23 protein-coding genes are annotated in these 26,273 nt (G+C 71.9%); 10 read left to right on the forward strand and 13 right to left on the reverse strand.

What is annotated here, in order from left to right:
* Positions 1 to 173 precede the first annotated feature (173 nt).
* On the forward strand, positions 174 to 4,898 hold the full coding sequence (locus AB0C28_RS33210; protein ID WP_358079942.1) for a GH92 family glycosyl hydrolase: 4,725 nt from the start codon (positions 174 to 176) through the stop codon (positions 4,896 to 4,898).
* 91 nt (positions 4,899 to 4,989) lie between these two features.
* On the opposite strand, the gene AB0C28_RS33215 is transcribed toward AB0C28_RS33210, so the two are convergent.
* Genes AB0C28_RS33215 through AB0C28_RS33225 form a run of 3 tightly spaced genes read right to left on the reverse strand, consistent with a single transcriptional unit; the run spans position 4,990 to position 8,149 of the window.
* Positions 4,990 to 6,333, reverse strand: a complete 1,344-nt coding sequence (locus AB0C28_RS33215) for an extracellular solute-binding protein (RefSeq protein WP_357853749.1) — start codon at positions 6,331 to 6,333, stop codon at positions 4,990 to 4,992.
* Between the two features lie 31 nt (positions 6,334 to 6,364).
* Positions 6,365 to 7,261, reverse strand: coding sequence for a carbohydrate ABC transporter permease (locus tag AB0C28_RS33220; RefSeq protein ID WP_357853752.1), 897 nt, complete (start codon positions 7,259 to 7,261; stop codon positions 6,365 to 6,367).
* A gap of 3 nt (positions 7,262 to 7,264) precedes the next feature.
* Positions 7,265 to 8,149: a sugar ABC transporter permease gene (locus AB0C28_RS33225; RefSeq protein WP_357853755.1), complete on the reverse strand. Its 885-nt coding sequence runs from the start codon at positions 8,147 to 8,149 to the stop codon at positions 7,265 to 7,267.
* A 356-nt stretch (positions 8,150 to 8,505) separates the two neighbouring features.
* Between AB0C28_RS33225 and AB0C28_RS33230 the strand changes: the two genes are divergently transcribed.
* Positions 8,506 to 9,498 (forward strand): LacI family DNA-binding transcriptional regulator, encoded by a 993-nt coding sequence (locus AB0C28_RS33230; protein ID WP_357853758.1) that lies wholly within the window; start codon positions 8,506 to 8,508, stop codon positions 9,496 to 9,498.
* An 18-nt stretch (positions 9,499 to 9,516) separates the two neighbouring features.
* Here the strand turns inward: AB0C28_RS33230 and AB0C28_RS33235 are convergent, their stop codons facing one another.
* Positions 9,517 to 10,701, reverse strand: coding sequence for an FAD-dependent monooxygenase (locus AB0C28_RS33235; protein WP_358079943.1), 1,185 nt, complete (start codon positions 10,699 to 10,701; stop codon positions 9,517 to 9,519).
* 29 nt (positions 10,702 to 10,730) lie between these two features.
* Here AB0C28_RS33235 and AB0C28_RS33240 point away from each other — a divergent pair, with 29 nt between their 5' ends.
* The 3 genes from AB0C28_RS33240 (at position 10,731) to AB0C28_RS33250 (ending at position 13,872) form a co-directional block, all read left to right on the forward strand.
* A complete protein-coding gene (locus AB0C28_RS33240) occupies positions 10,731 to 11,444 on the forward strand; it encodes a TetR/AcrR family transcriptional regulator (RefSeq protein ID WP_358079944.1) in 714 nt (237 codons plus the stop codon).
* Positions 11,445 to 11,478: 34 nt separating this feature from the next.
* Positions 11,479 to 12,510, forward strand: coding sequence for an oxidoreductase (locus tag AB0C28_RS33245; RefSeq protein ID WP_358079945.1), 1,032 nt, complete (start codon positions 11,479 to 11,481; stop codon positions 12,508 to 12,510).
* A gap of 171 nt (positions 12,511 to 12,681) precedes the next feature.
* Positions 12,682 to 13,872: an FAD-dependent monooxygenase gene (locus AB0C28_RS33250; RefSeq protein ID WP_357853768.1), complete on the forward strand. Its 1,191-nt coding sequence runs from the start codon at positions 12,682 to 12,684 to the stop codon at positions 13,870 to 13,872.
* Between the two features lie 117 nt (positions 13,873 to 13,989).
* On the opposite strand, the gene AB0C28_RS33255 is transcribed toward AB0C28_RS33250, so the two are convergent.
* Positions 13,990 to 15,138 (reverse strand): hypothetical protein, encoded by a 1,149-nt coding sequence (locus AB0C28_RS33255; protein WP_358079946.1) that lies wholly within the window; start codon positions 15,136 to 15,138, stop codon positions 13,990 to 13,992.
* A 95-nt stretch (positions 15,139 to 15,233) separates the two neighbouring features.
* Here AB0C28_RS33255 and AB0C28_RS33260 point away from each other — a divergent pair, with 95 nt between their 5' ends.
* Complete coding sequence (locus AB0C28_RS33260; protein WP_357853774.1) at positions 15,234 to 15,872, forward strand: TetR/AcrR family transcriptional regulator; 639 nt, start codon at positions 15,234 to 15,236, stop codon at positions 15,870 to 15,872.
* Here the strand turns inward: AB0C28_RS33260 and AB0C28_RS33265 are convergent.
* The 4 genes from AB0C28_RS33265 to AB0C28_RS33280 form a co-directional block, all read right to left on the reverse strand.
* The gene (locus tag AB0C28_RS33265) at positions 15,869 to 16,096 is read right to left on the reverse strand and encodes a hypothetical protein (RefSeq protein ID WP_357853777.1); all 228 of its coding nucleotides are present in this window, start codon (positions 16,094 to 16,096) and stop codon (positions 15,869 to 15,871) included. The two genes, AB0C28_RS33260 and AB0C28_RS33265, sit on opposite strands and share 4 nt — an antisense overlap.
* A gap of 13 nt (positions 16,097 to 16,109) precedes the next feature.
* The gene (locus AB0C28_RS33270) at positions 16,110 to 17,450 is read right to left on the reverse strand and encodes a TRAP transporter large permease subunit (protein WP_357853780.1); all 1,341 of its coding nucleotides are present in this window, start codon (positions 17,448 to 17,450) and stop codon (positions 16,110 to 16,112) included.
* A 72-nt stretch (positions 17,451 to 17,522) separates the two neighbouring features.
* Positions 17,523 to 18,542 carry a CoA ester lyase gene (locus AB0C28_RS33275; protein ID WP_358079947.1) on the reverse strand — a complete coding sequence of 340 codons (1,020 nt, stop codon included), beginning with the start codon at positions 18,540 to 18,542 and terminating at the stop codon, positions 17,523 to 17,525.
* Positions 18,539 to 19,726 (reverse strand): CoA transferase, encoded by a 1,188-nt coding sequence (locus AB0C28_RS33280; protein WP_358079948.1) that lies wholly within the window; start codon positions 19,724 to 19,726, stop codon positions 18,539 to 18,541. Before AB0C28_RS33280 ends, AB0C28_RS33275 begins: the two co-directional genes overlap by 4 nt.
* 68 nt (positions 19,727 to 19,794) lie before the next feature.
* On the opposite strand from AB0C28_RS33280, the gene AB0C28_RS33285 reads away from it, so the two are divergent.
* On the forward strand, positions 19,795 to 20,448 hold the full coding sequence (locus tag AB0C28_RS33285; protein ID WP_358079949.1) for a GntR family transcriptional regulator: 654 nt from the start codon (positions 19,795 to 19,797) through the stop codon (positions 20,446 to 20,448).
* A 70-nt stretch (positions 20,449 to 20,518) separates the two neighbouring features.
* On the opposite strand, the gene AB0C28_RS33290 is transcribed toward AB0C28_RS33285, so the two are convergent.
* The gene (locus AB0C28_RS33290) at positions 20,519 to 21,358 is read right to left on the reverse strand and encodes a DUF5753 domain-containing protein (protein ID WP_358079950.1); all 840 of its coding nucleotides are present in this window, start codon (positions 21,356 to 21,358) and stop codon (positions 20,519 to 20,521) included.
* Between the two features lie 135 nt (positions 21,359 to 21,493).
* On the opposite strand from AB0C28_RS33290, the gene AB0C28_RS33295 reads away from it, so the two are divergent.
* Together AB0C28_RS33295 and AB0C28_RS33300 are read left to right on the forward strand one after the other, a co-directional pair.
* Positions 21,494 to 22,234 (forward strand): hypothetical protein, encoded by a 741-nt coding sequence (locus AB0C28_RS33295; protein WP_357853795.1) that lies wholly within the window; start codon positions 21,494 to 21,496, stop codon positions 22,232 to 22,234.
* Positions 22,231 to 22,923, forward strand: coding sequence for an HAD family hydrolase (locus AB0C28_RS33300; RefSeq protein WP_358079951.1), 693 nt, complete (start codon positions 22,231 to 22,233; stop codon positions 22,921 to 22,923). Before AB0C28_RS33295 ends, AB0C28_RS33300 begins: the two co-directional genes overlap by 4 nt.
* Before the next feature lie 11 nt (positions 22,924 to 22,934).
* On the opposite strand, the gene AB0C28_RS33305 is transcribed toward AB0C28_RS33300, so the two are convergent.
* Complete coding sequence (locus tag AB0C28_RS33305) at positions 22,935 to 23,708, reverse strand: inositol monophosphatase family protein (protein ID WP_357853800.1); 774 nt, start codon at positions 23,706 to 23,708, stop codon at positions 22,935 to 22,937.
* Positions 23,709 to 23,803: 95 nt separating this feature from the next.
* On the opposite strand from AB0C28_RS33305, the gene AB0C28_RS33310 reads away from it, so the two are divergent.
* Positions 23,804 to 24,544 (forward strand): GntR family transcriptional regulator, encoded by a 741-nt coding sequence (locus AB0C28_RS33310; RefSeq protein WP_346104932.1) that lies wholly within the window; start codon positions 23,804 to 23,806, stop codon positions 24,542 to 24,544.
* Here AB0C28_RS33310 and AB0C28_RS33315 read toward each other — a convergent pair.
* Positions 24,511 to 25,200: a DedA family protein gene (locus AB0C28_RS33315; protein ID WP_358079952.1), complete on the reverse strand. Its 690-nt coding sequence runs from the start codon at positions 25,198 to 25,200 to the stop codon at positions 24,511 to 24,513. The genes AB0C28_RS33310 and AB0C28_RS33315 overlap by 34 nt on opposite strands.
* Positions 25,201 to 25,267: 67 nt before the next feature.
* Entirely contained in the window at positions 25,268 to 26,257 is a 990-nt protein-coding gene (locus AB0C28_RS33320; RefSeq protein WP_358079953.1) for an aldo/keto reductase, read from the reverse strand.
* Between the last annotated feature and the right edge of the window lie 16 nt (positions 26,258 to 26,273).

Genomic DNA, 26,273 nt, shown 5'->3' on the forward strand with positions numbered 1-26,273 from the left:
GAGGTTTTCGACCGATAACCGGGGACGGAACCGAACGGTCGGGCGGCGGTGACGTGAGAGAGCTGACAGCGCTGTCTTGACATGGTGAGTCGGGTTTGCGAGGTTCTATGCAGATCGGGGTTGACAACGTTGTCATGTTCTTACTGGCCGCTGAACCGTACGAGAGGTCCCCGATGAGAAGATCCGTCCTGACCGCACTCTTATCCCCCCTCATCGCTTTAGCACTCGCCGCTCCCGCCACCGCGGCGCTCACCGCGCAGAAAGGCCCGACTCCCATTCCGAATCCCGGCCCTACGGGCACCCCTACCCCAGGCCCCTCCTACAGCCCGCCGCCCGACCCGAAACCGGCCGAACCCGCCGCGCCCGCCGGGGAGGTGAGCAGGGCGGCCCGCGACGGCCAGAGCCTGGCCAAGGCCGAGGGCGCCGCCTTCGCCTCCTCCTTCGAGCCCGGCGATCCGCAGCCGACCTGGGTCAACACCTCCGAGAAGTCGCGTGACGTCACCGGATGGCTGCCCGGCGGCATCGAGGGCACCCTCTCCGACAAGATCACCGCGATTTCGGCCAGCGGCGAGAACACCGGCGGCGGCGAGACGAAGGAGAACCTCGCCGACACCGACGTCAACACCAAGTGGCTGGTCTTCGCCGCCACCGGCTGGGTCCAGTACACGCTGTCGGAGCCGGTGACGGTCGTGCACTACGCCCTGACCTCGGCGGGCGACGTCCCCGAGCGCGATCCGCGCGACTGGGAGCTGCAGGGCTCCCTCGACGGAAGCACCTGGGTGACGCTCGACACCAGGACCGGCGAGACGTTCGACGCGCGCCTGCAGCGCAAGGAGTACCGCTTCGCCGGAACGACCGCCTACCCGCACTACCGGCTCAACGTCACCCGCGTCGGCGCGGGCTCGACGCTGCAGCTGGCCGAGTGGGAGCTGTCGGACGGCAGCACCGGCGCCAAGCCGCCCAGCGCGATGCGCACCCAGGTGGGCAACGGGCCGCACGGCGGCCACGTGTCCAAGCCGCGCGCCGGGTTCTCCGGCCTGCGCGCCCTGCAGTACGCGGGCGGCACCACCTCCGGCAAGGGCGGCCGGGCCACGAACAAGGTGTTCGAGGTGGACATCCCGGTCACGGCCACGACGGAGCTGTCGTACGTGGTCTTCCCCGAGCTCACCGCGGCCGACCTGCGCTACCCCAGCACGTACGTCTCGGTGGATCTGGCCTTCTCCGACGGCACCTACCTCAGCGGCCTGAAGGCGGTCGACCAGCACGGCGTCCGGCTGGCGCCGCGCGAGCAGGGCGAGTCCAAGACGCTCTACGCCGACCAGTGGAACTACAAGCTGTCCCGGATCGGCGAGGTGGCCAGGGGCAAGCGGATCAAGCGCATCCTGGTGGCCTACGACAGCCCGGCCGGGATGGCCGGGTTCCGCGGCTGGGTGGACGACATCAAGATCGTCTCCGAGCGGCGGCGGCAGCCGTACGAGGGGCGCGGCGAGCACAGGTCCGGCCCGTCGCAGTACGTGATCACGACCAGGGGCACCCATTCGACCGGTGGTTTCTCGCGCGGCAACAACTTCCCCGCCACGGCGGTGCCGCACGGGTTCAACTTCTGGACCCCGATGACCAACGCCGGCTCGATCAGCTGGCTGTACGAGTACCACCGGGCCAACAACGCCGCCAACCTGCCCGAGATCCAGGCGTTCACCGCCAGCCACGAGCCGAGCCCGTGGATGGGTGACCGGCAGACGTTCCAGTTCATGCCGTCGGCGGCCGAGGGGGTGCCCGACCCGTCGCGGACCGGCCGGGCGCTGGCCTTCCGCCACGAGCGTGAGGTGGCCCAGCCGCACCTGTACGCGGTCACGTTCGACAACGGGCTGAAGACGGAGATCGCGCCGGCCGACCACGCGGCGCTGGCCCGCTTCACCTTCCCCGGCTCCGCCGCGAAGCTCGTCTTCGACAACGTGAACAACGACGGCGGGCTGAGCCTCGACGTGTCCGGCGGTGTCGTGACCGGCCATTCCGACGTGCGCAGCGACCTGTCCACCGGGGCCACGCGCATGTACTTCTACGCCGTCTTCGACCGCCCGGTCACCGGCGGCGGCAAGCTGACCGGGCAGGGCCGCGACAACGTCCTCGGCTACCTGTCCTTCGACGCGGGCTCCGCGCGCACGGTGAACATGCGCATCGCCTCCTCGCTGATCAGCGTGGAGCAGGCGAAGAAGAACCTGGAGCTGGAGGTCTCCGCCTCCGACACGGTGGAGACGGTCAGCGAGCGGGCGCGCCGCGCCTGGGACGCCAAGCTCGGCGTGATCGAGGTCGAGGGCGCGAGCCGCGACCAGCTCGTCACGCTGTACTCCAACCTCTACCGGCTGTTCCTGTATCCCAACTCCGCCTTCGAGAACACCGGCACCGCCGACGCGCCGGTCTACCGGCACGCCGTGCAGTCGTCGACCAGCACACCGCCGGTCACGCGGGTGGCCGACGGGAAGGTGTACGTCAACAACGGCTTCTGGGACACCTACCGCACCACCTGGCCGGCGTACGCGCTGCTCACGCCGCGCGCGGCCGGGGAGATGGTGGACGGGTTCGTGCGCCAGTACGAAGACGGCGGCTGGATCGCCCGCTGGTCCTCGCCCGGCTACGCCGACCTGATGGTCGGGACGAGCTCCGACGTGGCCTTCGCCGACGCCTACCTCAAGGGCATCACCGGCTTCGACCCGGAGAAGGCGTACGAGGCGGCGCTGAAGAACGCCACCGTCGCCCCGCCCACCCGCCATGTGGGCCGCAAGGGCCTGTCGACCTCCGTCTTCCTCGGCTACACCAGCATCCAGTCCACGGGCGAGGCCATGTCGTGGGCGATGGACGGCTACATCAACGACTTCGGCCTGGCGAACATGGCCAAGGCGCTGGCCGGGCGCGCCACGGGCGCGAAGAAGGCCCGCTACCTGGAGGAGTACGAGTACTTCCGGGACCGGGCGCTGAACTACGTGCACATGTTCGACCCTGCGGTCCGCTTCTTCCAGGGCAGGAACGCCGACGGCTCCTTCCGCCGCAAGCCGGCCGCCTACGACCCGGGCCTGTGGGGCTACGACTACACCGAGACCAACGGCTGGAACATGGCCTTCCACGTCCCGCAGGACGGCCGCGGCCTGGCCAACCTGTACGGCGGCGCGGACGAGCTGGCGGCCAAGCTGGACGCCTTCTTCACCACCCCGGAGAAGGCGCTGTCGCCCGGCTCGTACAACGGGATCATCCACGAGATGACCGAGGCCAGGGACGTGCGCATGGGCCAGTACGGCCACAGCAATCAGCCCTCGCACCACATCGCCTACATGTACGACTACGCCGGTCAGCCGTGGAAGACGCAGGCCAGGGTGCGTGAGGCGCTGTCGCGGCTCTACCTGGGCAGCGAGATCGGCCAGGGCTATCCGGGCGACGAGGACAACGGGGAGATGTCGGCCTGGCAGGTCTTCAGCGCGCTGGGCTTCTACCCGCTGCAGATGGGCAGCCCGTACTACGCGATCGGCTCGCCGCTGTTCGAGAAGGCGACCGTGCGCCTGGAGAACGGCAGGAAGCTGGTGATCAGGGCGAAGGGCAACAGCGCGCGCAACGTGTACGTGCAGGGGCTCACGGTGAACGGCAGGCCGTACGGGAAGACGTACCTGCCGCACGACCTGCTCGCCAAGGGCGGCGAGCTGGAGTTCGAGATGGGGCCGCGGCCGTCGCGCTGGGGCACGGGACCGGACGCCGCGCCGCCCTCGATCACCCGCGACGACCGGGTACCCACGCCGCTGCGTGACGCCACCGGGCCGGGGCGCGGCACCGCGTCGGCGGCCGGCGGCGCGGACGTGAGCGCACTGTTCGACGACGACTCGGCCACCCAGGCGGCGCTGCCCGCGTGGGTCGGCTACGGCTTCGACGGCGAGCGGCGGGTGAGCCACTACACGCTCACCTCGGGCTCCGGCGGGCCCGAGGAGGATCCGACCGGCTGGGTGCTCGAAGGCTCCGCCGACGGCCAGAAGTGGAAGGTGCTCGACGAGCGGACCGGCGAGAGCTTCCCGTGGCGGCGGCAGACCAGGCCGTTCAAGGTGGCGAAGCCGGGCGCATACGCGCACTACCGGCTCACGTTCACCGGCGGCACCTCGCTGTCGGAGATCGAGCTGCTCGCCGCGGCGCCGCCGTCCACCTCACCGCTGGTCGTCGAGGCCGGCGGCGCCTTCGCCTCGCCCGGCGAGAGCGTCACGCTGACCGCGAAGGTCTCCAACCACGCAGAACGGGCCGTCACCGGCAAGCTGACCGCGGCCGTGCCGCAGGGCTGGACCGTCGAGCCGGCGTCCGTGGACTTCGGGCGCCTCGCGCCGGGAGCGTCCAAAACGGTCGAGTTCCAGGTGGCGGTGCCGACGGCGGCCGGTCCCGGGTCCCATCCGGTGCTGCTGTCGGCGGTCTCCGGCCTGGGGACGACCTCGGAACGGGTGACGGTGACGGTGGTCGGCGACACCGTGCAGTTCACGCCGGGCACCCCGGCGGAGGAGCCGTGGCTGCTGGACGAGGGCGGCTCCCAGCTCGACGGCGAGGTGCACGACGGGCGGGCCCGCTTCACCGACGGCAACGCCGCAGCCGTCTACCGGTTCGAGCTGCCGGCCCGGGTGACCGGGGGCACGCTGACGCTGGACATCGGCAACCAGTTCCTGGTCGAGGTCTCGACCGACGACCAGAGCTGGCGGACGGTGCTGCGGGAGGAGGAGAACGTGCGCGATCTGTCCAACCGCGAGGAGCGCACGCTCGACCTGCGCGACGTGCGGGGTGACAGCCGCGGCTTCTCCCTGCGCGTCCGCGACAGCCGGCCGCAGGACGGCTGGGGGTCGTGGCTGGCCAGGGTCCGGCTGGACCTGACCAGCGGGTGAAACAGCGGCCGGTGAACCTGACCGGCGGGTGAAACGGCGGCCGTGCCCGGGGGGATCCCTCCGGGCACGGCCTTCCCGCTCGCCGTGGCTCTTACTGCACGCTGAAGCCTTGCTCCTGCCCGTACTTGACGGAGGCGTCCTGCCACGCCTTGAGCCCGTCGTCCAGCGTGGTCGAGGAGATGTACGCCTTGCCGACGGTGTCGTTGAAGACGCTGTTGGCGTACACCTGGTAGGGCAGGTAAGACCAGCCGGGCACGACCTGGGCGGCCGACTCGGCGAGCACCTGGTTGACCTGCTGGTCGCCGAAGTAGGGGAACTTCTTGTCCTTGAACTCCGCCGCGTTGAGGTGCGCGGTGGTGGCGGGGAACGCGCCCGCGTCGAGGCGGGTCTGGACGCCCTCGTCGACGCCGGCGTACTTCATGAACGCGTAGGCCAGGGTCTTGTTGGCGCTCGCCTCGGGGATGGCCAGCGAGCTGCCGCCGTTCTCGGAGGTGGCCTTGCCGCCGGCCTCCCACTGCGGCATCGGCGCGACCCGCCACTTGCCGGACGCCGCCTTGACGCCGCTCTCGAAGTTGGCCGGCATCCAGGCGCCGATCACGAGGGTGGCGATGGTGCCGTCACCCAGGCCCTTGTACCACTCGTCGCTCCAGCCGTTGATCGGCGCGAGCAGCTTCTCCGAGATGAGCTGCTGCCAGGCGGCGGTGAACTTCTTGGTGCCCTCGTCGGCGAAGTTGATCGCGACCTTGGTCCCGTCGACCTGGTACGGCTTGCCGCCGGCCTGCCAGATCATGCTGGTGGTGAAGCCGGCGTCGCCGGTGTCGCTGGTGATGTACGCCTTCGGGTCGGCCTTGTGCAGCTTCCTGGCGGCCTCGATGTACTCCTCCCAGGTCTCCGGCACCTCGATGTCGTGCTTGTCGAAGACGTCCTTGTTGTAGAACAGGGCCATCGGGCCGGAGTCCATCGGCAGGCCGTAGATGCCGGGGCCGGAGTGGACCGAGTTCCACGGTCCGGGGGTGAAGGTACCTTCGAGCTTGTCCGCGCCGAAGGGCGTCAGGTCGGCGACCGACTTCGACAGCGCGAACTGCGGCAGCGCGTAGTACTCGATCTGCGCCACGTCGGGGACGCCGGAGCCGGCCTTGACCGCGTTCTGCAGGGCGGTGTACTGGTCGTCGCCGGTGCCGGCGTTGACCAGGTTGACCTTCACCTTCGGATACTTGGCCTGGAAGCCGGCGACGACCTGCTTGAGCGTCGGCTCCCACGCCCAGACGGTGATCGTGCCGCCGGCGTTCAGCGCGGCCTCCTGGTCGGTGGCCGACGTGCTCTGGGCCGGGGCCGCCCCCTGCCCGCCGTCTCCCGGCGAGCCGCAGGCGGTGGCGATCAGCGCTACCGACAGGGCCGCGCCCGCTAGCAGAGCACGGCGGCGGATTGTCGTCATGGTTGTCCCTTTCGTGGAGATGCGGCGCCGGTCACTCCTTGACGCTCCCGGCGGCCAGGCCCGACTGCCAGTACCGCTGGAGCAGCAGGAACGCCACGATCAGCGGGACGATGGTGAGCAGGGAACCGGTGATCACGAGGTTGAAGATCGCTTCGCCGCCCGCGGTGGTCGCCTGGGCGTTCCAGGCGCTGAGGCCGAGGGTCAGCGGATACCAGCCGGGGTCCTTCAGCATGATCAGCGGCAGGAAGTAGTTGTTCCACGTCGCGACCACGGTGAACAGCAGCACGGTGACGATCCCGGGAGCCAGCAGCGGCAGGCTGATACGGAAGAAGGTCTGGAACTCCCGCGCCCCGTCCACCCGCGCCGATTCGAGGATCTCGTTCGGGACGGCGTCGCCGGCGAAGGTCCACATGAGGTAGAGACCGAACGGCGAGACCAGCGAGGGGATGATGACCGCCCACGGCGTGTTGGTCAGGCCGAGGCTGGAGAACATCAGGAACGTCGGCACGGCCAGCGCCGTCCCGGGCACCGCGACCGCGCCGATCACGACGGCGAAGACGGCCTTCTTGCCGGGGAAGTCGAACTTGGCCAGGCCGTATCCGGCGATCGTGGCCAGCAGCGTCGCGCCGCCCGCGCCGAGGACCACGTAGAGCAGGGTGTTGAGCAGCCAGCGGGTGAAGATGCCGTCGTCGTAGGTGAAGGCGGCGGCGATGTTGGAGAACAGCGCGAAGTCGTCGTCGAACCACAGGCCGAACGAGCTGAGCAGCCCTTCCTGCGTCTTGGAGGCGTTGATCGCCAGCCAGACCAGCGGGAGCAGCGTGTAGATCAGCATGATCGAGGTCAGCACGGTCAGCGTGACGCTGCGCCGGCGGCGCGGTGAGTGACGGCGGTGGCGGATCACCAGGGGGCCACGGGTGGTGGCGGTCACGTGTCAGACCTCCTTGCGCATGCCGCGCAGCTGGACGGCGTAGGCGACGATCATCGTGATCACGCCCATGACGATCGCGACGGTGGCCGAGTAGTTGTACTGCTGGCCGGCGAAGGACAGCGTGTAGGCGTAGTAGTTGGGCGTGAAGGAGGACGTGATCGCGTTCGGCGCCAGGTTCTTGAGGATCGCGGGCTCGTTGAAGAGCTGGAAGCTGCCGATGATGGAGAAGATCGTGGCGATCAGCAGGGCGCCGCGCAGGGCGGGCAGCTTGATCGACAGGATGATCCGGAACTGGCCGGCGCCGTCGATCTCCGCGGCCTCGTACAGGGACGGGTTGACCACGCGCAGGGCCGAGTACAGGATCAGCATGTTGTAGCCGACGAACTCCCAGGTCACGACGTTGCCGAGGGAGGCCAGGATCAGGTCGGCCGACAGCGGGTCGGGCAGCCGCACGCCGAGGGCGTCGCTGAGGTTGGCGACCAGGCCGAAGCGGGTGCCGTACATGAAGGCCCACATCAGCGTGGCCACGACGGCGGGGACGGCGTAGGGCAGGAACACCGCGATGCGGAAGAAGCTCGCCCCGTACAGCCGGCCGCTGTCGATGGCCAGGGCCACCAGCAGCGCCAGGAACAGCATGATCGGGACCTGCACCACCAGGAAGATCGCCACGTTGCCGAAAGCCGACCAGAACTGCGGGTCGGCCAGCGCCTTGAGGTAGTTGTCCGCGCCGACGAAGGCGGTGCCGCCGATCAGCTGGGTCCTGAACAGGCTCAGATAGATCGAGTACGCGATCGGCGCCAGGAAGACCAGCGCGAACACCGCCATGAACGGCCCGACGAACCGCCAGCCCGCCCAGGACCGACGCGCCCTGGGCACTGTTGCGACCACCCGTGCACTCCTCACTCGCCGCTTCGTCAACGCAAACACCAACTGCGGGGGGAGGCGTGGGATGGCCGCTGACCGAGGGTCGCCGGGGGGTTCCCCACCGTTATGTTTACGTAAACTTCTGTTGCGGTATCGTGGCACCGGCCGTACGGGCCGGTCAAGGCACCCCCCGGGATGCTCGTTGCGGAGGCAGACGGACGATGGCAGTGACGACTGGGCAGGACCCCGCCCCCGAACCCGGCCCCGGGCCCGGGCCCGTTTCTGGGCCCGTATCTGGGCCCGTATCTGGGACTGGGCACGCCGGCGCGCAGCGTGGCGGCTCCGGAGTGCCCGGCGGGCGGCGCAAGCAGCGGGTCTCCATGGCCGACGTCGCCCAGCGGGCGGGGGTCTCCTCGCAGACGGTCTCCCGTGTCTCCAACGGCCATCCCGGCGTGATCGACTCGACCCGCGAGCAAGTGCTGGCGGCGATGCGCGAGCTGGGCTACCGGCCCAACAGCGCCGCCCGCGCGCTGCGTTACGGCCAGTTCAACACCATCGGCGTCATCCTCTTCGGGCTCTCCTCGACCGGCAACAGCCGCACGGTCGAGGCCATCGCCACCCACGCCGCCGCCGAGGGCTACGCGATCACGCTGACGCCCATCGACGTGCCGACCCAGGACAACGTGCTGGGCGCCTTCACCCGGATGGGCGAGCTGGCCGTGGACGCGGTCATCGTCATCATCGAGGTCCACCTGCTCGACGCCGGCACCGTCACGCTGCCGCCCGGGGTGCACGCCGTGGTCGTCGACTCCGACGCCGGCGACCGCTACAGCGTGGTCGACACCGACCAGGCCGACGGCGCGCGGCGGGCCGTGCATCACCTGCTCGACCTGGGGCACCGGACCGTCTGGCACGTGACGGGGCCGCGGACGTCGTACGCGAGCCAGCGCCGGGCCCAGGCCTGGCGCGCCACCCTGGAGGAGGCCGGGCGGCCGGTGCCCGAGCCCCTGCACGGCGACTGGTCGGCCGGGTCCGGCTACGCCGCCGGGCTCACCCTGGCCGCCGAGCCCTCATGCACGGCGGTCTTCGCCTCCAACGACCAGATGGCCCTGGGGCTGCTGCGCGCCTTCCACGAGCGCGGGCGGGCCGTGCCGGGCGACATCAGCGTGGTGGGTTTCGACGACATTCCCGACTCCGCCTATTTCGTCCCGCCGCTGACCACGGTGCACCAGGACTTCGCCGAGGTCGGGCGGCGGTGCGTCCAGCAGGCCCTGGCGCAGATCCGCGACAACGAGGCGTCCCGCCCCGGCACCGACCTCGTCCCGACCCGCCTGGTGGCCCGCGCCAGCACGGCCTCGCCGCGACGGGGCTGAGGGCCGCCGCCCTGGCGCTCAGACGGGCTCGCCGACCGGCTCCTCCCATTCGAGGTGGTGCTCGTAGATCCAGCGGCTGGGGTCGGCCCCGGTCATGGCCGCCAGCTTCATGCCCAGGCTCATGACCAGGTCGCGGGGCACCCTGGCGAGCGGGCTGAGCGCCTTCCAGCCGCCGGTACGGTTGCCCTGCTCGACGACGCGCTCGACCCGCCCCCGGCGCAGCCGCTCGTACGCCGCGAACGCCGCCTCCACCCCCGGGCTGTCGCGCAGGCACTTGGCCAGGACCACGGCGTCCTCGACGGCCATCGCCGCGCCCTGCCCGATCGACGGCGCGGTGGCGTGGGCGGCGTCGCCGATGACGATCATCCGGCCGCGGTGCCATCTCGGCACGCTCGGCACCTCATAGGAGTTCCAGCCCGCGAGAATCTCTCCGGTCGCCGCGATGATGTCGAGGGCGGGGCTCCGGTCGTTCCCGAACAGCTCGCTCAGCCGGTCCCGCCATTCCCGCGCGGTGACGGCGGCCAGCTCGGCGGGGGTGAGCTCGACGGGCTGCGCGGGGTTGGCGGCCCACCACACCTCCCCGTCCGGGTGCGTGGTGTGGACGAAGAAGCAGCGCTTGCCGAAGACGGCCCACATCATGCCGGGCTCCGAGCCGGTCGAGATGCCGCGCGCGTACCCTCCCACGGTGAGCAGGCCGGTGTAGCGCGCGCCCGGCGCGTCCGGATCGATGATCCGGCGCACCGCCGAGCGCAGGCCGTCGGCGCCGATGAGCAGGTCCGCCTCGGCCGTGGTGCCGTCGGCGAAGGTCGCCAGCACGCCGCCGCCCGGGGTACAGGCGGCGGCGGTCAGGCGTTTGCCGTACTCGATGCGCAGGTCGTGCCCGCGCAGGAACCGGTAGAGGTCGGCCCGTTTGACCGTCCTGCTCACCACGCCGCCGTGGGCGTAGGACAGCGCGCCGAGCCGCCTGCCGGAACCGCTGGAGATCGTGATGCCGGGGGTCTCGAAACCGAGCCCGCCGACGTCCAGGTCCAGAGCGCGCAGGGCGTCGAGCGCGTTCGGCGCGAGCGTCAGGAAGGCGCCCGCCTGGTCGGCCGTCCTGTCGTACGCCTCGTGGATCACGGCGTCGACGCCCGCCTTGCGCAGGGCTATCGCGGCCGCCGTGCCCGCTATCCCGCCGCCCGCGATCAATGCTGTGTATGTCATACACCGAGTGTATGACATACACTGCCGGGATGGATCTCTGGGAACGACTCGAACGGCCGGAGCCGGAGCCGAAGACCGGGCTGAGCCTGCCCCGGATCGCGCGGGCGGCCGTGGAGCTGGCCGACGAGGGCGGGCTGGAGGCGGTGTCGATGGCCCGGGTCGCCGCGCGGCTCGGCTTCACCACGATGTCGCTCTACCGGCACGTCAAGAACAAGGACGAACTGCTGCTGCTGATGCTCGACTCGGTCGCGGGCGTGCCCGCCGGGCTCGACGAGCCGTGCGACGACTGGCGCGACGGGCTGCGCCGCTGGTGCCGGGCCCAGTGGGAGATGCTGCGCACCCACACGTGGATCGTGCGCCTGCCGATCACCGGGCCGCCCGCCACGCCCAACCAGCTGGCCTGGACCGACCGGGCGCTGGCCGTGCTCGGCGGAACGGGGCTGGACGAGCGCGACAAGGCCGGCATCGTCCTGCTGGTGGCCACGTACATGCACGCCACCGCCCGGCTGGGCGCCGACCTCGGATCCGCCGCCTCCAGCGCGTCGATCGCCGCCCACAGCGCGCTGCTCGGCTCCCGCGTGGACGCACGGAGGCTGCCGGCCCTGCGCGCCGCCGTGGACGCGGGCGCGTTCGACTATCCGGCCGGCCTGCCCGAGGACGAGCGGCAGCTCGGCTACGAGTTCGGGCTGGAGCGGATCCTCGACGGGGTGGGGGTCCTGGTCGACGCCCGGCGCGCCATTTGACCTGGAGCCGACTCCAGGTCATAGCGTCGCCGACATGAGCACTGAACAGCACAAACTCGGTTCCGGCTTCGGAATCCACAGCACCACGGCCGACGTCCTGCGGGGCATCGACCTGTCAGGGCGGCTGGCCCTCGTCACGGGCGGCTACTCGGGCCTCGGACTGGAGACCACCAGGGCGCTGGTGGAGGCGGGCGCGCGCGTGATCGTCCCGGCCCGGCGTCCCGAGGCGGCGATCGAGGCCCTGGCCGGCCTCCCCGGCGTCGAGGTCGGCGAGCTCCGGGATGCCGCCGGCGCCGACGCCTCCGGCGTCCCCGGGGTCGAGGTCGCCGAGCTGGACCTGGCCGACCTCGACGGCGTGCGGCGCTTCGCGGAGCGTTTTCTCGCCTCCGGGCGCGACCTGCACCTGCTGATCGCCAACGCCGGCATCATGGCCGGCCCCGAGCGGCGGGTCGGCCCCGGCTGGGAGTCCCAGTTCGCCGTCAACCACCTCGGCCACTTCGCCATGGTCAACCGGCTCTGGCCGGCGCTGGCGCGGGGCCGGGCGCGCGTGGTGTCGGTCTCCTCCAACGGCCACCAGCTCTCCGGGATCCGCTGGGACGACGTGCAGTTCGAGCGGGGGTACGACAAGTGGCTGGCCTACGGGCAGGCCAAGACCGCCAACGTGCTGTTCGCCGTGCACCTGGACGCGCTGGGCAAGGAGGCGGGCGTGCGCGCGTTCGCGGTGCACCCCGGCGCCATCGCCGGCACGTCCCTGGCCCGCGACATCCCGCCAGAGGAGTTCGCGGAGCTGAAGAAGACCATCGAGTCCACGCCCGGCAACCCCGGCTGGAAGAGCGTGCAGGAGGGCGCCGCCACCCAGGTGTGGGCGGCCACCTCGCCGCGGCTGGACGGGCTCGGCGGGCTCTACTGCGAGGACGGCGACGTGGCCGACCCTCTCCCGCCCGGCGCGACGCTGGTCGCCGGGGTGGCCGAGTGGGCCGTGGACCCGCGGGAGGCGGCCCGCCTGTGGCGACTGTCGGCCGACCTGACCGGCGTGAACGCCTTCGCGTCGCCCGCCACCGGCTGACGGCACGAACGCCCTCCCGCCACCCATCCGACCCGCGTGAACCCCGTCGGGCCGCCCGCGACAGGCTGACCTGACCTCCCGCGACACGGCTTCTGTGACGGCTGTCTGACTTCACCGACTGCTACTCTCTGTTACATATTGATGACGTTTCGTGTAGTAGGGGGAGCTCTCGTGAAGGTCGTCTGTGTCGGCGGCGGACCCGCCAGCCTGTACTTCTCGATCCTGATGAAGCGGGTGGATCCGTCCCACGACATCACCATCTACGAGCGGAACCCCGCCGGATCCTCGTACGGCTGGGGCGTGACGTACTGGGACGAGCTGTTCCACTTCCTGCACGGCGTCGACCCCGAGTCCGCCCGCGCCATCAGCGAGTGCTCCGTCCGCTGGGACAGCTGGGTCGTGCACCTGCACGACCGGGCCACGATCACGGTGGAGCACGGCGACGAGGGCTCCGGCGTCAGCCGGCGGCGGCTGCTCGACATCTTCACCGAGCGGGCGCGGGCGCTCGGGGTGCGGATCGAGTTCGAGCGGGAGGTCACCGACGAGCGCGAGTTCCCCGACGCCGACCTGATCGTGGCCGGCGACGGCGTCAACAGCGTACTGCGCGAACGCCACGCCGCCCACTTCGGCACCGAGATCGCCGTCGGGCGCAACAAGTACGTCTGGCTCGGCACCACGAAGGTCTTCGACTCGTTCACCTTCGCCTTCACCGAGACCCCGCACGGCTGGATCTGGTGCTACGGCTACCGCTACGACCAGGACCGCAGCACGGTCGTGGTCGAATGCTCGCCGGAGACGTGGCGGGGTCTCGGCTTCCACGAGGCGAACGAGGCCGACAGCCTGGCCCTGATGGAGAAGCTGTTCGCCGACATCCTCGACGGGCACTCGCTCATGGGCCGCACCCAGATCGACGGCAGCGCCCACTGGCTGAACTTCCGCACCGTGACCAACCGCAGGTGGTACCACGACAACGTGGTGCTGCTCGGGGACTCCGCGCACACCACCCACTACTCCGTCGGCGCGGGCACCACCCTGGCGCTGGGCGACGTCGCCTTCCTGGTGGACGCCCTGCACGCCGACCCGCGGCCGGCCGGCGCCCTGGCCCGTTACGAGCGCCAGCGCAGGTCCGTGATCCGGGCCCCGCAGAAGGCGGCGCGCTACAGCGCCCGCTGGTACGAGAACCTGCCGCGCTACATCGACCTCCCGCCGCACCAGATGATCACCCTGCTCGACAAGCGGAACTCGCCACTGGTCGCGCACACCCCGCCGTGGCTGTCCTACGGGATCAGCCGGCTGACCGAGCGGCTGTCCTCATTGACGTCGGGAAGCGGCTCCGCCTGGCGCGCCCGCTCGTCGGAATAGGGCGGTTCGCCTGGTCGGGGCGCCCTCGTCGGACAGCGCGACTCACCGAGCGGAGGACACGCTCCCCGGACAGCGCGCCTCCTCAGGAACAGGGTGTGTTCAGCGGCACAGGGCCGCTCACCAGGGCAGGGCGCGTTCCCGGACGAAGGCCGCGATCTCCTGGGCGGTGCGGTCGTCGGTCTCGATGCGCAGGTCGCCCGACCCCGCGCGTTCCAGCGCCTCCGCCTCGGCCGCGGCCCGTTCGGCGACCCGGTCGAGGTCCTGCGGGCCGAGCCCTTTCAGCTCGTCGCCCGGCAACTGCGGCGCCTGCCCGCCCGCGCGCAGGCGGATGCGCTCGGCGAGGGTGGCCGGGGTGGCGTGCAGGCGGCAGACGGTCAGGTCGATGCCGGGAATCGGGGCGACGCGGTCGCGGATGACGTCGTCGGAGTCGGGCCCGCCGGAGACGATCAGGCAGCGGGCTCCGGCCGCGCGGTGCCCGGCCCAGACGGCGGCGAGGTTGCCCGCCACAAGCTGGCGCACGTCCAGGTCGCCGTGCGGGCCGTCGGGCCGGCCGTCGCGCTGGCCGTCGCGCTGGTCGTCGCGCTGGTCGCCGTGCGGGGCCGGTCGCAGGGCGCCGATCTGCTTCACGTCGATGTAGGCCGCGCGCACACCGGTGCGGACGATCTGGCTGAAGACCTCGTACCCGACCGTGGACTTCCCCGCGGCCGTGGCGCCGGAGAACCACAGCACGGGCACGGGCTCCCCACCGGCCGCCGGCAGGCCGGCGGTGCGGGCCAGGATCAGCCGGGCGGTCTCCTGGACGGTCAGCCCGGTGGTGTCCACGCACAGGTCGGCGTAGTCGGTACGGTCCTGCGCCAGCGCCTCCGCGACGGTCTCGGCGACCAGGTCGGGCCGCCATCCCCGCGCCAGGAAGCGCCGTTCGAGCTCGCCCGCGTCCACCCGCAACCGGCACACGGTGAACGCCACGTCCGGCATGAGCCTCGTGTACACGTCCACCTCGTCCCGCGTGTCCACGAAGCCCGCCAGCACGAGACGGCGCACGCCCGCACGCCTGAAGTTCGGCAGCATCGCGGCGAGATTGCGCGCCCTGATCGCATGCGGGCCGCCGTCGGGGTCCGGGTAGCACAGCCCGATCTGGTCGCCGTCGACGAACGCGGCCGTGACGCCCTCGCGGCTGAGCTGGGCGAACGTCTCCCAGCCCGCCGAGGACTTCCCGACGCCCGACGGCCCGGACAACCACAGCACGGACAGGGGTACGTCGTTCATCCGCCCGAAGGTAGCCGCCGTCCCAGGAGATCCGCGAACGCTTTTTCGCGCCACCTTAGTAGAACGGAACCGTACGTTCCGAGTACACTGGATCTATGAGCAGCCCACCCATGAGCGGCCGCAAGGCACAGGCCGCGCGTAACGACGAGTTGATCCTCCAGGCCGCGCGAGCCGTCTTCACCGCCGACCCCGGCGCCCCCATCGCGGCCGTGGCCGAGAAGGCGGGCGTCGGGATCAGCGCACTGTATCGCCGCTATCCGAGCAAGGAGGCCCTGCTGCAGAAATTGTGCGGCGACGGACTGAAGCTCTACATCGAGGTCGCCGAGCGGGCGCTGGCCGACGACAGCGACCCGTGGGAGTCGTTCGCCGCCTATCTGCGCGGCATCGTCGAGGCCGACAGCAGCTCGCTGACCATCAAGCTGGCCGGCACGTTCACCCCGACGGAGGAGCTGGGCCGCGACGCCGCCAGGGCGTCGGCGCTGGCCGTCGAGGCGCACCGCCGCGCGGTGGCGGCGGGCGTGCTGCGGCCGGACGTGACGCCGGCCGACATCGCGCTGCTGTTCGAGCAGCTCGCCTCGATCAAGCTGGGCGGCGACGAGCGCGCGGGGCAGTTGCGGCAGCGCTATCTGACGCTGGCGATGGACGCGCTGCGGGTGCCGCCCGCCCACCGCGACCTGCCCGGCCCGCCACCGGCGGACGTGGAGCTCGCGGCCCGCTGGCGTCCGCAGGCTTAGTCCTCGCCGGCCTGCCAGTGGTAGAGGTACGACATCAGGAAGCCGAGCAGCCCGGTCACCCCGGCCGACACGGTCATCGCCATGCCGAGCGCCGACACCGCACCGGAGACCAGCGCGGAGCTGCCCGCGATCAGCCCGGCCGCCTGGATCAGCACGACGGCGACGCCGAGCACGAGGAACAGCACGAGGCCGATCTTGAACAGGACCATGGTGAGCTTCTTCATGACGGCTCTCCTCTCAGATCGGCAGCGCGCCGACGGCGATCAGCACGCCCATGACCAGCGTCGGGACGACGAACCAGATGATCAGCCGCCCGAACGTCCTGGCCGGGTCCACCTGGGCGATGCCGCTGGCGATGTAGATCGGGGCCGCTCCGGGCGGCGACGCGCCCTCGGTCGAGGCGAAGACCAGGATCGCGGTGGCCGCGGCGGCCGGGGCGATCCCGGCCGCGGTCAGCGCGCTGAAGGCCACCCCGCCGACGGCGGCGATCGTGGCGGTGCCGGTCAGCGGCGCGGCGATGACGACGAGCAGCAGCCCGACGAGCGTGGCGATGACGACGGCCGGCGCGTCCAGGGCCTGCATGATCGTGGTCAGCTGGTCGACCAGGCCCAGCTCGCCCAGGCTGGCGGCGGCCGCGAAGGCGAAGAACAGGGTCGCGCCGATGACGGCGTAGCGGGGGGCCATCTCGCCGAGCAGTTCGTTCCACGCGCGGCCGGTGCGCGGCAGCCGCCGCCACGCCACCGCGAACGTGGCCAGCACGGTCAGCACCGGGATCCACACGACGATGCTGATGGCGTCGGCCGCCTCCTCGCCCACCCGCGACTCCATCAGCGCCACGCCGAAGTCGAGGGTCATGAGCACCGGTACGAGGATGCCCGCGTACACCAGCAGCGACGTCCACCCGGCGCGCAGGGCCGCGCGCAGGGGCAGGATGTCGGAGGCGTCGGTGGCGGCGATGCGGTGCCTGCGCACCCACACGAACACCACGACGAACCGGTAGGCCACCGTCCACAACCCGCCCACGAGGGCGGGCACGAAGAGCTGGTCGGCGCTGAGCACGGGCGCCACCGCGGCTGAGCCGAGCAGCAGGAACATCGACGAGCTCGGCGGGATCGAGATGCCCAGCCCGGCGTTGCCCGCGACCAGCGAGGCGGCCAGGTCGGGGCGCCAGTTGGAGCGGATCATCCACGGGATCGTCACCGAGCCCACGGACGCGGAGATCCCCGACCCCGAGCCTGAGGGGCCGCCGAGGAGGGCGGCGGCGGAGGTGGAGACGTAGCCGGCGCCGCCGCGCAGGCGGCCGAACACCGAGTTCAGCACGGTGACCTGCTCCTGGATGAGGCCCAGCTTGGTGAGCAGGTAACCCATGAAGACGAAGGCCAGGGCGGCGAAGACGACCTCCTCGGCGAACGCGTCGGCCAGGCCCGCCCAGGCCAGCTCGAAGAAGCGGGTGCCGCCGAAGAGGCACACGCCGGCGAAACCGATGAGCATCGCCTCACCGATGTTGCGTTTCAGCACTCCGTTCCAGACGACGATGATGGCGATGTAGGCGATGAGCGCCCAAACGGCGATTCCCATGGCGAAGGACCTCCAATGGGGGGGGTGGTGCGGGGGTGGTCGGCACGCGCCGGCGTCGGTGGCGGCCTGCGGTCAGGTGGTGACGTCCGGCGGCGGGCCTGAGCGGTGGTACGCGGGGTCGGACGGGCTTTCGGAACGTTCCGCCCGGTCGGGTGGGTTGGCGGGAGGTTCCGCGGGGTCGGGTGGGTCGGCGAGGCGGGCGGCCAGGGTGACGGTGCGGCGGGCCCGGACCACGATGGGGGCGTCCACGAAGCGGCCGTCGGGCAGCGCCACCGCGCCGACGCCGGCCTGTTCGGCGCGTTCCGCCGCCGCGACGATCTCGGCGGCCCTGGCCACCTCTTCCTCCGCCGGACGGAACGCCCGCCTGATGACGGGGATCTGGCGCGGATGGATCGCGGTCCGGCCGAACAGCCCGATGGCGCGGCCGGCCCGGCAGGAGTCGGCCAGCCCCACCTCGTCCTTGACGTCCGGATAGACGGACATGGGCACCGGCGGCAGCCCGGCCGCGGCGGCGGCGAGGACGACCTGGAGCCTGAGCTGGTTCATGGCCTGTTCGTCGGTGACGGCCAGCTCGGCGGCCAGGTCCTGCTCGCCCAGCGCCACGCCCGCCACGCTGGGGTGGGCGGCGATCTCGCGGGCGGCGAGGATCCCGGCCGCCGACTCCAGCAGCGCGTACGCGGGCGCGCCCGTCACGGCGTCGAGCACGGCCGTGGACTCGACCTTGGGCAGCCGTACCCCGTCGGCGAACGGCCCGACGGCGGCCAGGTCGTCGCGTCCGCGGGCGGTGGCCGGGTCGTTGACCCGCACGTGCAGCCGCGGCCACCGGGCAGGCCGCCCGTGCTGGGCGCGCAGGTAGGCGACGGCGTTCCGCCTGGCCTCGTCCTTCTTCGCCGGTGCGACCGCGTCCTCCAGGTCGATGATGACGACGTCGGCGCCGGACGCCACCGCCTTGTCGAACCGCTCGGGCCGGTCCCCGGGAACGTACAGCCAGGTCACGGGCGGCACCGGCACCCCCTCGGCGGCGCCGGGCCGCCTGACGGCGGGCCCGAGGCCAGCCGGCCCAGAGGCGGCGGGCCCGTCGGGGACGCTCATGCGATCACTCCGTCGGCGCGGAGTGCGGCGATGCGGTCGCCGGAGTAGTCGAGCTCGGCCAGCACCTCGTCGGTGTCGCGGCCCAGCCGCCGCCCCGGCCAGCGGATCTCGCCGGGCGTGTCGGAGAGCCGGAAGAGCACGTTCTGCATGGTGAGCGAGCCCAGCTCCTCGTCCGGCACCTCGACGAACGTGTTCAGGGCCGCGTACTGCGGATCCTCGGCCAGGTCGGAGACGTCGTAGATGGGCGCGACCGCGGCCTGCACCTCCTCGAACCTGGCGATGACCTCGTCGGCGTCGCGCTCGGCGATCCAGGAGGCGACCGCCGCGTCGAGTTCGTCCACGTGCTGCACGCGGCCGTGCCCGCTGGCGAACCAGGGCTGCTCGACCAGGTCGGGCCGCCCCACCAGGGTGACCACGCGCTCGGCGATGGGCTGGGCGCTGGTGGAGATCGCCAGCCAGCGGCCGTCGCGGGTGCGGTAGGTGTTGCGCGGCGCGTTGCTGCTGGAACGGTTGCCGGTCCGCTGGGGGACGACGCCGAGCGCCTTGTAGGCAGTCATCTGCGGCCCGAGCAGCCCCAGGATCGGCTCGATGATGGCCAGGTCGATGACCTGCCCCCGGCCGGTCCGCTCACGGGCGCGCAGGGCGACCATGATCGCGTACGACATGGCGAGGCCGGCGATGCCGTCGGCCAGGGCCAGCGGCGGCAGGGTGGGCGGCCCGTCGGGCTCGCCGGTCATGGCCGCGAAGCCGCTCATGGCCTCGGCCAGAGTGCCGAAGCCGGGCCGCTTGGCCATGGGCCCGAACTGCCCGAACCCGGTCATCCGGGCCACGATCAGCCGCGGGTTGAGCTCCAGGAGGTCTTCGGGGGCCAGGTTCCAGCGTTCGAGGGTGCCGGGGCGGAAGTTCTCGATCAGCACGTCGGACCGTTCGGCCAGGCGGCGCAGGATCTCCTGCCCCTCGGCCCGCGACAGGTCCACGGCCGCGCTGCGCTTGTTGCGCGACAGCGTCTTCCACCACAGGCCCACTCCGTCCACGGAGGCGCCGTGCCCGCGCGAGGGGTCGCCCCGGCGCGGATGCTCGATTTTGATCACGTCCGCGCCGAAGTCGCCCAGCATCATGGCCGCGGAGGGACCGGCGAACAGCGTCGCCGCGTCGATGACCCGCAGGTCGTCGAGGCTCGTCATGGGTATGTAACTTATAAGAAATATGTCATAGGTCAACCATGTGACCGTTATGCGAGACACTTAGCGACATGTCACCCAGCGAGCCGCGGCCGCCCATGAGCAAGGCCGACTACGTCTACAGCGTGCTGCTCGACGAGATCCGCACGGGGCGGATCCCGGGCGGGACGGCGCTGCGGGCCGGGGAGGTGGCCAAGCGCCTGGGCGTCTCCGTCACGCCGGTGCGCGAGGCGCTGCGCAGACTGGAGAAGGACCGGCTGATCAGTTACGAGGCGCATCACGGCGCGACCGTGGTGGACCTGGGGGACGAGGCGCTGGCCGAGTACTACGGGTTGCGCGCCGTGGTCGAGGGCCTGGGCGCGCGGCTGGCGGCGGCCAGGATCACTCCGGAGCAGCTGGAGGACCTGCGCGCGCTGCACGCCTCGATGACCGAGGACGCCGCCCAGGGCAGGAACGACCGGCTGGGCGAGCGGAGCAGGCGCTTCCACCTGACTATCGTCGACATCGGCGGCCCCGCCTTCCTGGGCGAGCACGCCAGGTCGGTGCGCAACAGCTTCCCCGTGCCCGCCGAGGCGTCGCTGTGGCTGGACGAGACGCAGGTCAAGGCGCAACTGGAGGCGCACGAGGGCATCCTGGCCGCGCTGGAGGCGGCCGACGGCGACAGTGCGGAACGCATCATGATCGACCACGTCCGGCGCGCCGGCGAGTTCCGCCAGCAGCAATAAGCCGCCCGGCCACCCGCCGCACCCGTCCGCCCGGCCGCGCAAAGCCGCCCGGCCGCGCTCAGCCGGCCGGTCAGCCGAGGAGGGTGGCGCGTAGCTCGTCCAGGACGCCGGAGGTGGCGTCCACGGCGCAGGCCGACAGCGACAGCCGCGCGAACGCCTGCTGGTGCTCCTCCACCCGCCGCCGGTCCTCGACCACGATCGGGGCGTGCAGCAGGTGCAGCACCAGCACGTCGGGCCGGGACGATTCGGGGAAGCGCAGCAGTGTGAACGGCGGCCCCTGGTGGAGGAACCCGCTCTCGGCGCTGGGCCGGGCGACCTGCACGGCGATGTGCGGCTGCTTGGCGGCCATGGCGACCGCGTCGAGCTGGGCGATCCGCTCCTCCGGCCGGTGCAGCGGCGGGTCGAGCAGGGCGGGCCGGTCGAGCACAGCCCACAGGTGCGGCCCGCGCGGCCGGTCGAGCACCTCCTGCCGGACGGCGACGAGCCGTGCCGCGTCGGCGGGCTGCTCGTACGCGGCCCCGCCGGGCAGTCCGGCCGACAGGGCCGCGGCCTGCGCGTACGCGGGGATCTGCAGCAGCGGCGGCACCAGGCGCGGCCCGTAGGTGTAGATCACCTGCGCCCCGTCCTCCAGCTCCAGGTACGCCGACAGCCCCAGCGGCACCCCTGGCGCGTCGTACCAGCCGGGCACCCGCTCCTCACGCAGCAGCGACAGCAGCCGGGGCGCGTGCTCGCCCTGGCCGTACAGCTCCAGCAGGGTGCGCACGGTCGCCTCGCGCGGCGCGACGAGGCCGTGCTCGATACGGAAGATCGTGGAGGTGTTGAGCCCGGCGGCCTGCGCGGCGGCGGCCATCGACATCCCGCTCGCGGCCCGCAGCGAGCAGAGCCGGGCCGCCACGACGCTCAACTGCATACGTCTGTCACAGCCATCTGTGACAAAACTCAGCGTTTACACCTGGTCTCTTGCAAGGGAGTGACGGCTGATGCACGATGGCCACTCTAATGGCCTGACACGTCATGCATACGCCGATCCGAAAGGCTCAACACTGTGGCGGACGCGTGGATCCTCCATCCCGACTACCGGACTCCTCCGGCCCCCACAGACGCGCACTTCCCCCCGGGTCCCTGGCGCCATCCCGACGGCGGCCAGGTCATGAACGGCACCTACGAGCGGCCCCTGCCCAAGCTCAGGACGGAGGTCGTGACCGTCTGGTACGGCTACGCCCTGAGCCGCTGGCGCGGCCCGCGCATGCCCAGGTTCAGCAGCCCGATGGTGTCGGCCTGGAATCCGGTGCTGGCCCAGGGCCTGGCCGCCGCTCCCGGCACGCCGACGCCGTACCGCGACGAGCTGTGGTGCGACCGGTGGATCGCCGAGGCCCTGCTGTACGGGCGCAAGCCGTACGGCGCGTTCACCCTGCCGGCGGACGAGGCGCTGCGCTGGTGCGGCAAGAGCGGCGGGACGAGCCTGATCTACCACGCGCGCACGGAGGACGACGACCTGGTGCGGGTGGTGGCGGGCACGTCGGAGCGTTACGCGCAACTGTTCGACCTCGACGCGCTGATCGCCGACTACCGGGAGGCGCTGCCGGGTGAGCTGGCCGAGCCGGAGGTGCGGGCGCTGGAGGAGCACCGCTCCTGCTCCCCCGCGCTGCGTTACGTGCTGTGCGACGACGCCGAGGCGCTCTTCGCCCAGGCCCCGCTGTCGGTGCGCGGCCTCACGCTCGGCTATCCGCCCCGCGAGACGGCCACCCGCATCGCCGCGCGCGTCACCTCCGGGGCGGCGGCGTGATCGGGGACGTCAAGGGGATCCTGTTCGACCTGGACGGCACCCTGCTCGACCACCGCGGCGCCGCCGACGCCGCCATCACCGCCTGGCTGGAGGCCCGCTCCCCCGGCCATCCGCGGCTGGGTGAGGCGGCCGCGCTGTGGGCCGGGTTCGAGGTGCCGTACCTGGCGATGTGGCAGGCGGGCCGCTGCTCGTGGCAGGAGCAGCGGCGGCTGCGGCTGTCCGCGCTCTGCGCCGAGCTGGCCGTTCCGGTCCCGGCCGACCTGGACGCCGCCTACGAAGACTTCGCCGGCCGTTATCGCAAGGGCTGGGCCGCGTTCCCCGACGTGGCGCAGGCGCTGGCCGGGCTCGGCGGGTTCACGCTGGGGGTGCTGACGAACGGCACGCAGCGCATGCAGGAGGAGAAGGTCCGCGCGATCGGGCTGGACGGCCTGGTCGGGCCGGTGCTGACCGGCGAGGTGCTGGACGGCCGGTTCAAGCCCGCGCCCGCCTGCTACGAGGAAGCCGCGGCGGCGCTCGGGCTGAAGCCGCGGGAGGTGCTGCTGGTGGGCGACGACGTACGCAACGACGTGACGGGGCCGGCGGAGGCGGGGATGCGCTCGGTCTGGCTCGACCGGCTCGGCGCCGAGCCTCCGCCCGCCGGTTTCCCGCGCATCACCTCACTGACCGAGCTGCCCGGCCTGCTCGGCTGACCGCCCTGCGATCACCGGGGCACGACCTCCGCCAGCGCCGACGACTCCAGGTCGAACCCGCTCACGTGCGCCAGATAGTCCCCCTTGACCAGCGGATCCCCCAGGTAGACGCCGCCCGCGGCGCGCACCAGCAGTGCCCCGGCCGCCACGTCCCACGGGTTGGACCTGGTGCCGTACGCGGCGTCCGACCAGCCGGCCGCGACGTGGGCGAGCTTGAGCGCGGCGCTGCCGACCTTGCGTACGGCGGAGAAGGAGCTCAGCAGCCGGCCGTAGCGTTCCAGCGCGAGCTCGCCGCCGGCGTCGAGGTCGAGCGGGGTCGGGTAGCTGGACAGCAGCATGGCCTCCCGGTCGCCGGTCGCCCCTTCGCTGCGCAGCGGCTTGCCGTTGCACCAGGCGCCGTCGGGGGTGGCGGTGAACTCGTCGTCGCGTACGGGGTCGTACACGATGCCCGCCACCAGTTCCCCGCGCACGGCGGCGGCGATGGACACGCAGAAGAACGGCAGGCCGGCGGCGAAGTTGGCGGTGCCGTCGATGGGGTCGACGTACCAGACGAGGTCGCCGGAGCCGGTGGTGCCGCCCTCCTCGCCCACGATAGCGCTGTGCGGCGCGCGCGCCTCGATGACGGCGCGGATGCTCTCCTCGGCGGCGCGGTCGTGCTCGGTGACGGGATCGTGGAAGTCGCGTTTGGTGCTCACCTCGGGCCGGGACCTGAAGGCGGCGCGCAACTGGGGGCCGACGGCACGGGCCGCCTCACAGGCGGTGTCGAGCAGGTCGGTCGCATCCATGCCGTCTCCTCTACCTGCCGCGCGGCCGCGGCACACGCTTGAATGCTACATGACTCATTTGTCAGGACATTCTGACCTGCGTTAAGCTGATCAGCATGACCGCGAACCTGGCCATCGACCTGGATCGATCCAGTCCCGTGCCGCTCTACTTCCAGGTGGCCGAGCAGATCGCCGAGGCGATCCGGCGGGGCGACCTGGCCCCCGGCTCGCGGCTGGACAACGAGATCCTGCTGGCCGACAAGCTCGGCCTGTCCCGGCCCACGATCCGCCAGGCGATCCAATATCTCGTGGACAAGGGCCTGCTGGTGCGCAAGCGCGGCGTCGGCACGCAGGTGGTGCACGGGCAGGTCAAGCGCTCGGTCGAGCTGACCAGCCTCTACGACGACCTGCGCAGGGCGGGCCAGGAGCCGGCCACACAGGTGCTGGCCCTCGACACGCGGCCGGTGGAGGAGGAGATCGCCGCCATCCTCGGCGTGCCGGTCGGCTCCGAGATCCTCTACCTGGAGCGGCTGCGCTTCGCGGCGGGCGAGCCGCTGGCCGTGCTGCACAACTGGCTGCCGACGGGCCTGGCCAAGCTCACCGCCGCCGACCTCGAAGGCCGCGGCCTGTACGAGCTGCTGCGCGGGGCGGGCGTGCGGATGCGGGTGGCCAACCAGCGCATCGGCGCGCGGGCCGCCTCGCAGGCCGAGGCCCGGCTGCTGGAGGAGCGCCGGGGCGCGCCGCTGCTGACGATGCTCCGCACCACCTACGACGACCAGGGCCGGGCGGTCGAGCACGGCTCACACGTCTACCGGGCCTCGCACTACTCGCTGGAGGTCACGCTCATCGAGCGCTGAGGCCCAGCGTCGTCTTCTAGGTCGTCCCCTGTGCCGTCTTCCGCGTCGTCCGCACCCACTACCCGGGCGGCGCGGCGCTTGAGGTAGAGGGTGGTGGCGACGCCGAACAGCACGGCCACCACGAGCCCCGCCCAGGAGAAGCCCTTGAGCCACTTCTCGGCGACGAGCCCGAGACTGTAGACGACCGCGGTGGTGCCGCCCGCCCACACGATGCCGCCGAGCACGTTGGCGACCGCGAACCTCCAGTACGGCATGCGCAGCGCCCCCGCCAGCGGCCCAGCCAGGATGCGCAGCAGGGCGATGAAGCGCCCGAAGAACACCGCCCACATGCCGAAGCGGTGGAAGTACTCCTCCGCCCTGCCCACGTGGCGGGGGCCGAAGTGTTTGGGGAAGCGCCGCCCGAGCCGGGCGAACATGGGCGCGCCGCCCTTGCGCCCGACGGCGTATCCGGCCGAGTCGCCGACGATGGCGCCGGCGCTCGCGCACACGCCCACCCACACCGGGTCCACGACGCCCCTGGAGGCCAGGATCGAGGCGCTGACCAGGACGATCTCGCCCGGCAGCGGGATCCCGAGGCTCTCGAACCCGATCACGAGCGCGACCGTCGCGTACAGCCATCCGGCGGGGATCGCCTGCAGCCACTCGTCGATGTGCATCGGCCAACCCTAGCGCCGCCCAGGGCCTGCTCAGCACGGGACAGCGCTCGTTCCAGGGATGTTCCGCTCAGCGTTCGCTGTCGAGGTCCGCCTGCATGAACTCCGGGTACCGGTCGCCGGCGGCGGCGCCCGCGGGCACGGCGGCCTCGATCGCGGCCAGATCGCCGGCGCTCAGCCGCACGTCGAGCGCGCCCAGCGCCTCGGCCAGCCGCTCGCGGCTGCGCGCGCCGACGAGCGGCACGATGTCCTCACCCTGCGCGAGTACCCAGGCGATGGCCAGTTGCGCCACCGTGACGCCCTTGTCCTCGGCGACCGCCCGCAGCGCCTCCACCAGCGCCAGGTTGTGGGCGAGGTTGTCGCCGGAGAAGCGCGGCGCGTGCGCGCGGAAGTCGGTGGCGCTCAGCTCGCGGTCCTTGCTCCAGTGGCCGCTCAGCAGCCCGCGCGACAGCACGCCGTACGCGGTCACGCCGATCCCGAGCTCGCGGCAGACGGGCAGGATCTCCCGTTCGATGCCCCGTGACAGCAGCCCGTACTCGATCTGGACGTCGCTGATGGGATGCACGGCATGGGCGCGGCGGATGGTGTCGGCCCCGGCCTCGGACAGCCCGATGTGGCGCACGTGGCCCTTGGCGGCCTCCTCGGCGATGGCCCCGATCGTCTCCTCGATGGGCACGGCCGGATCGACCCGGGTGATCCGGTAGACGTCCACGTGGTCGGTGCCGAGGCGGCGCAGCGTGTAGGCGAGGGAGTTCTTCACCGCGACCGGCCGGCCGTCGACGCCGTTCCAGGCGCCGTCGTGGTCGCGCAGCGCGCCGAACTTCACGCTGATCCGCACGGCGTCGCGCGGGCGGCCGCGCAGCGCCTCGGCGATGAGCAGCTCGTTGGCGCCCACGCCGTAGAAGTCGCCGGTGTCGAGCAGGGTGATGCCCGCGTCGAGCGCGGCGTGGATGGTCGCGATCGCCTCGGCTTTGTCGGCCGGCCCGTAGAGGTCGGTCATGCCCATGCAGCCGAGCCCGAGGTCGGACACGGCCAGGCCGTCGGTTCCCAGAGTTCTCATGCAAGAAGTATGCCCG

The organism is Nonomuraea sp. NPDC048892 (genome assembly GCF_040649735.1).
In the GTDB taxonomy this organism is placed as follows: domain Bacteria; phylum Actinomycetota; class Actinomycetes; order Streptosporangiales; family Streptosporangiaceae; genus Nonomuraea; species Nonomuraea maheshkhaliensis.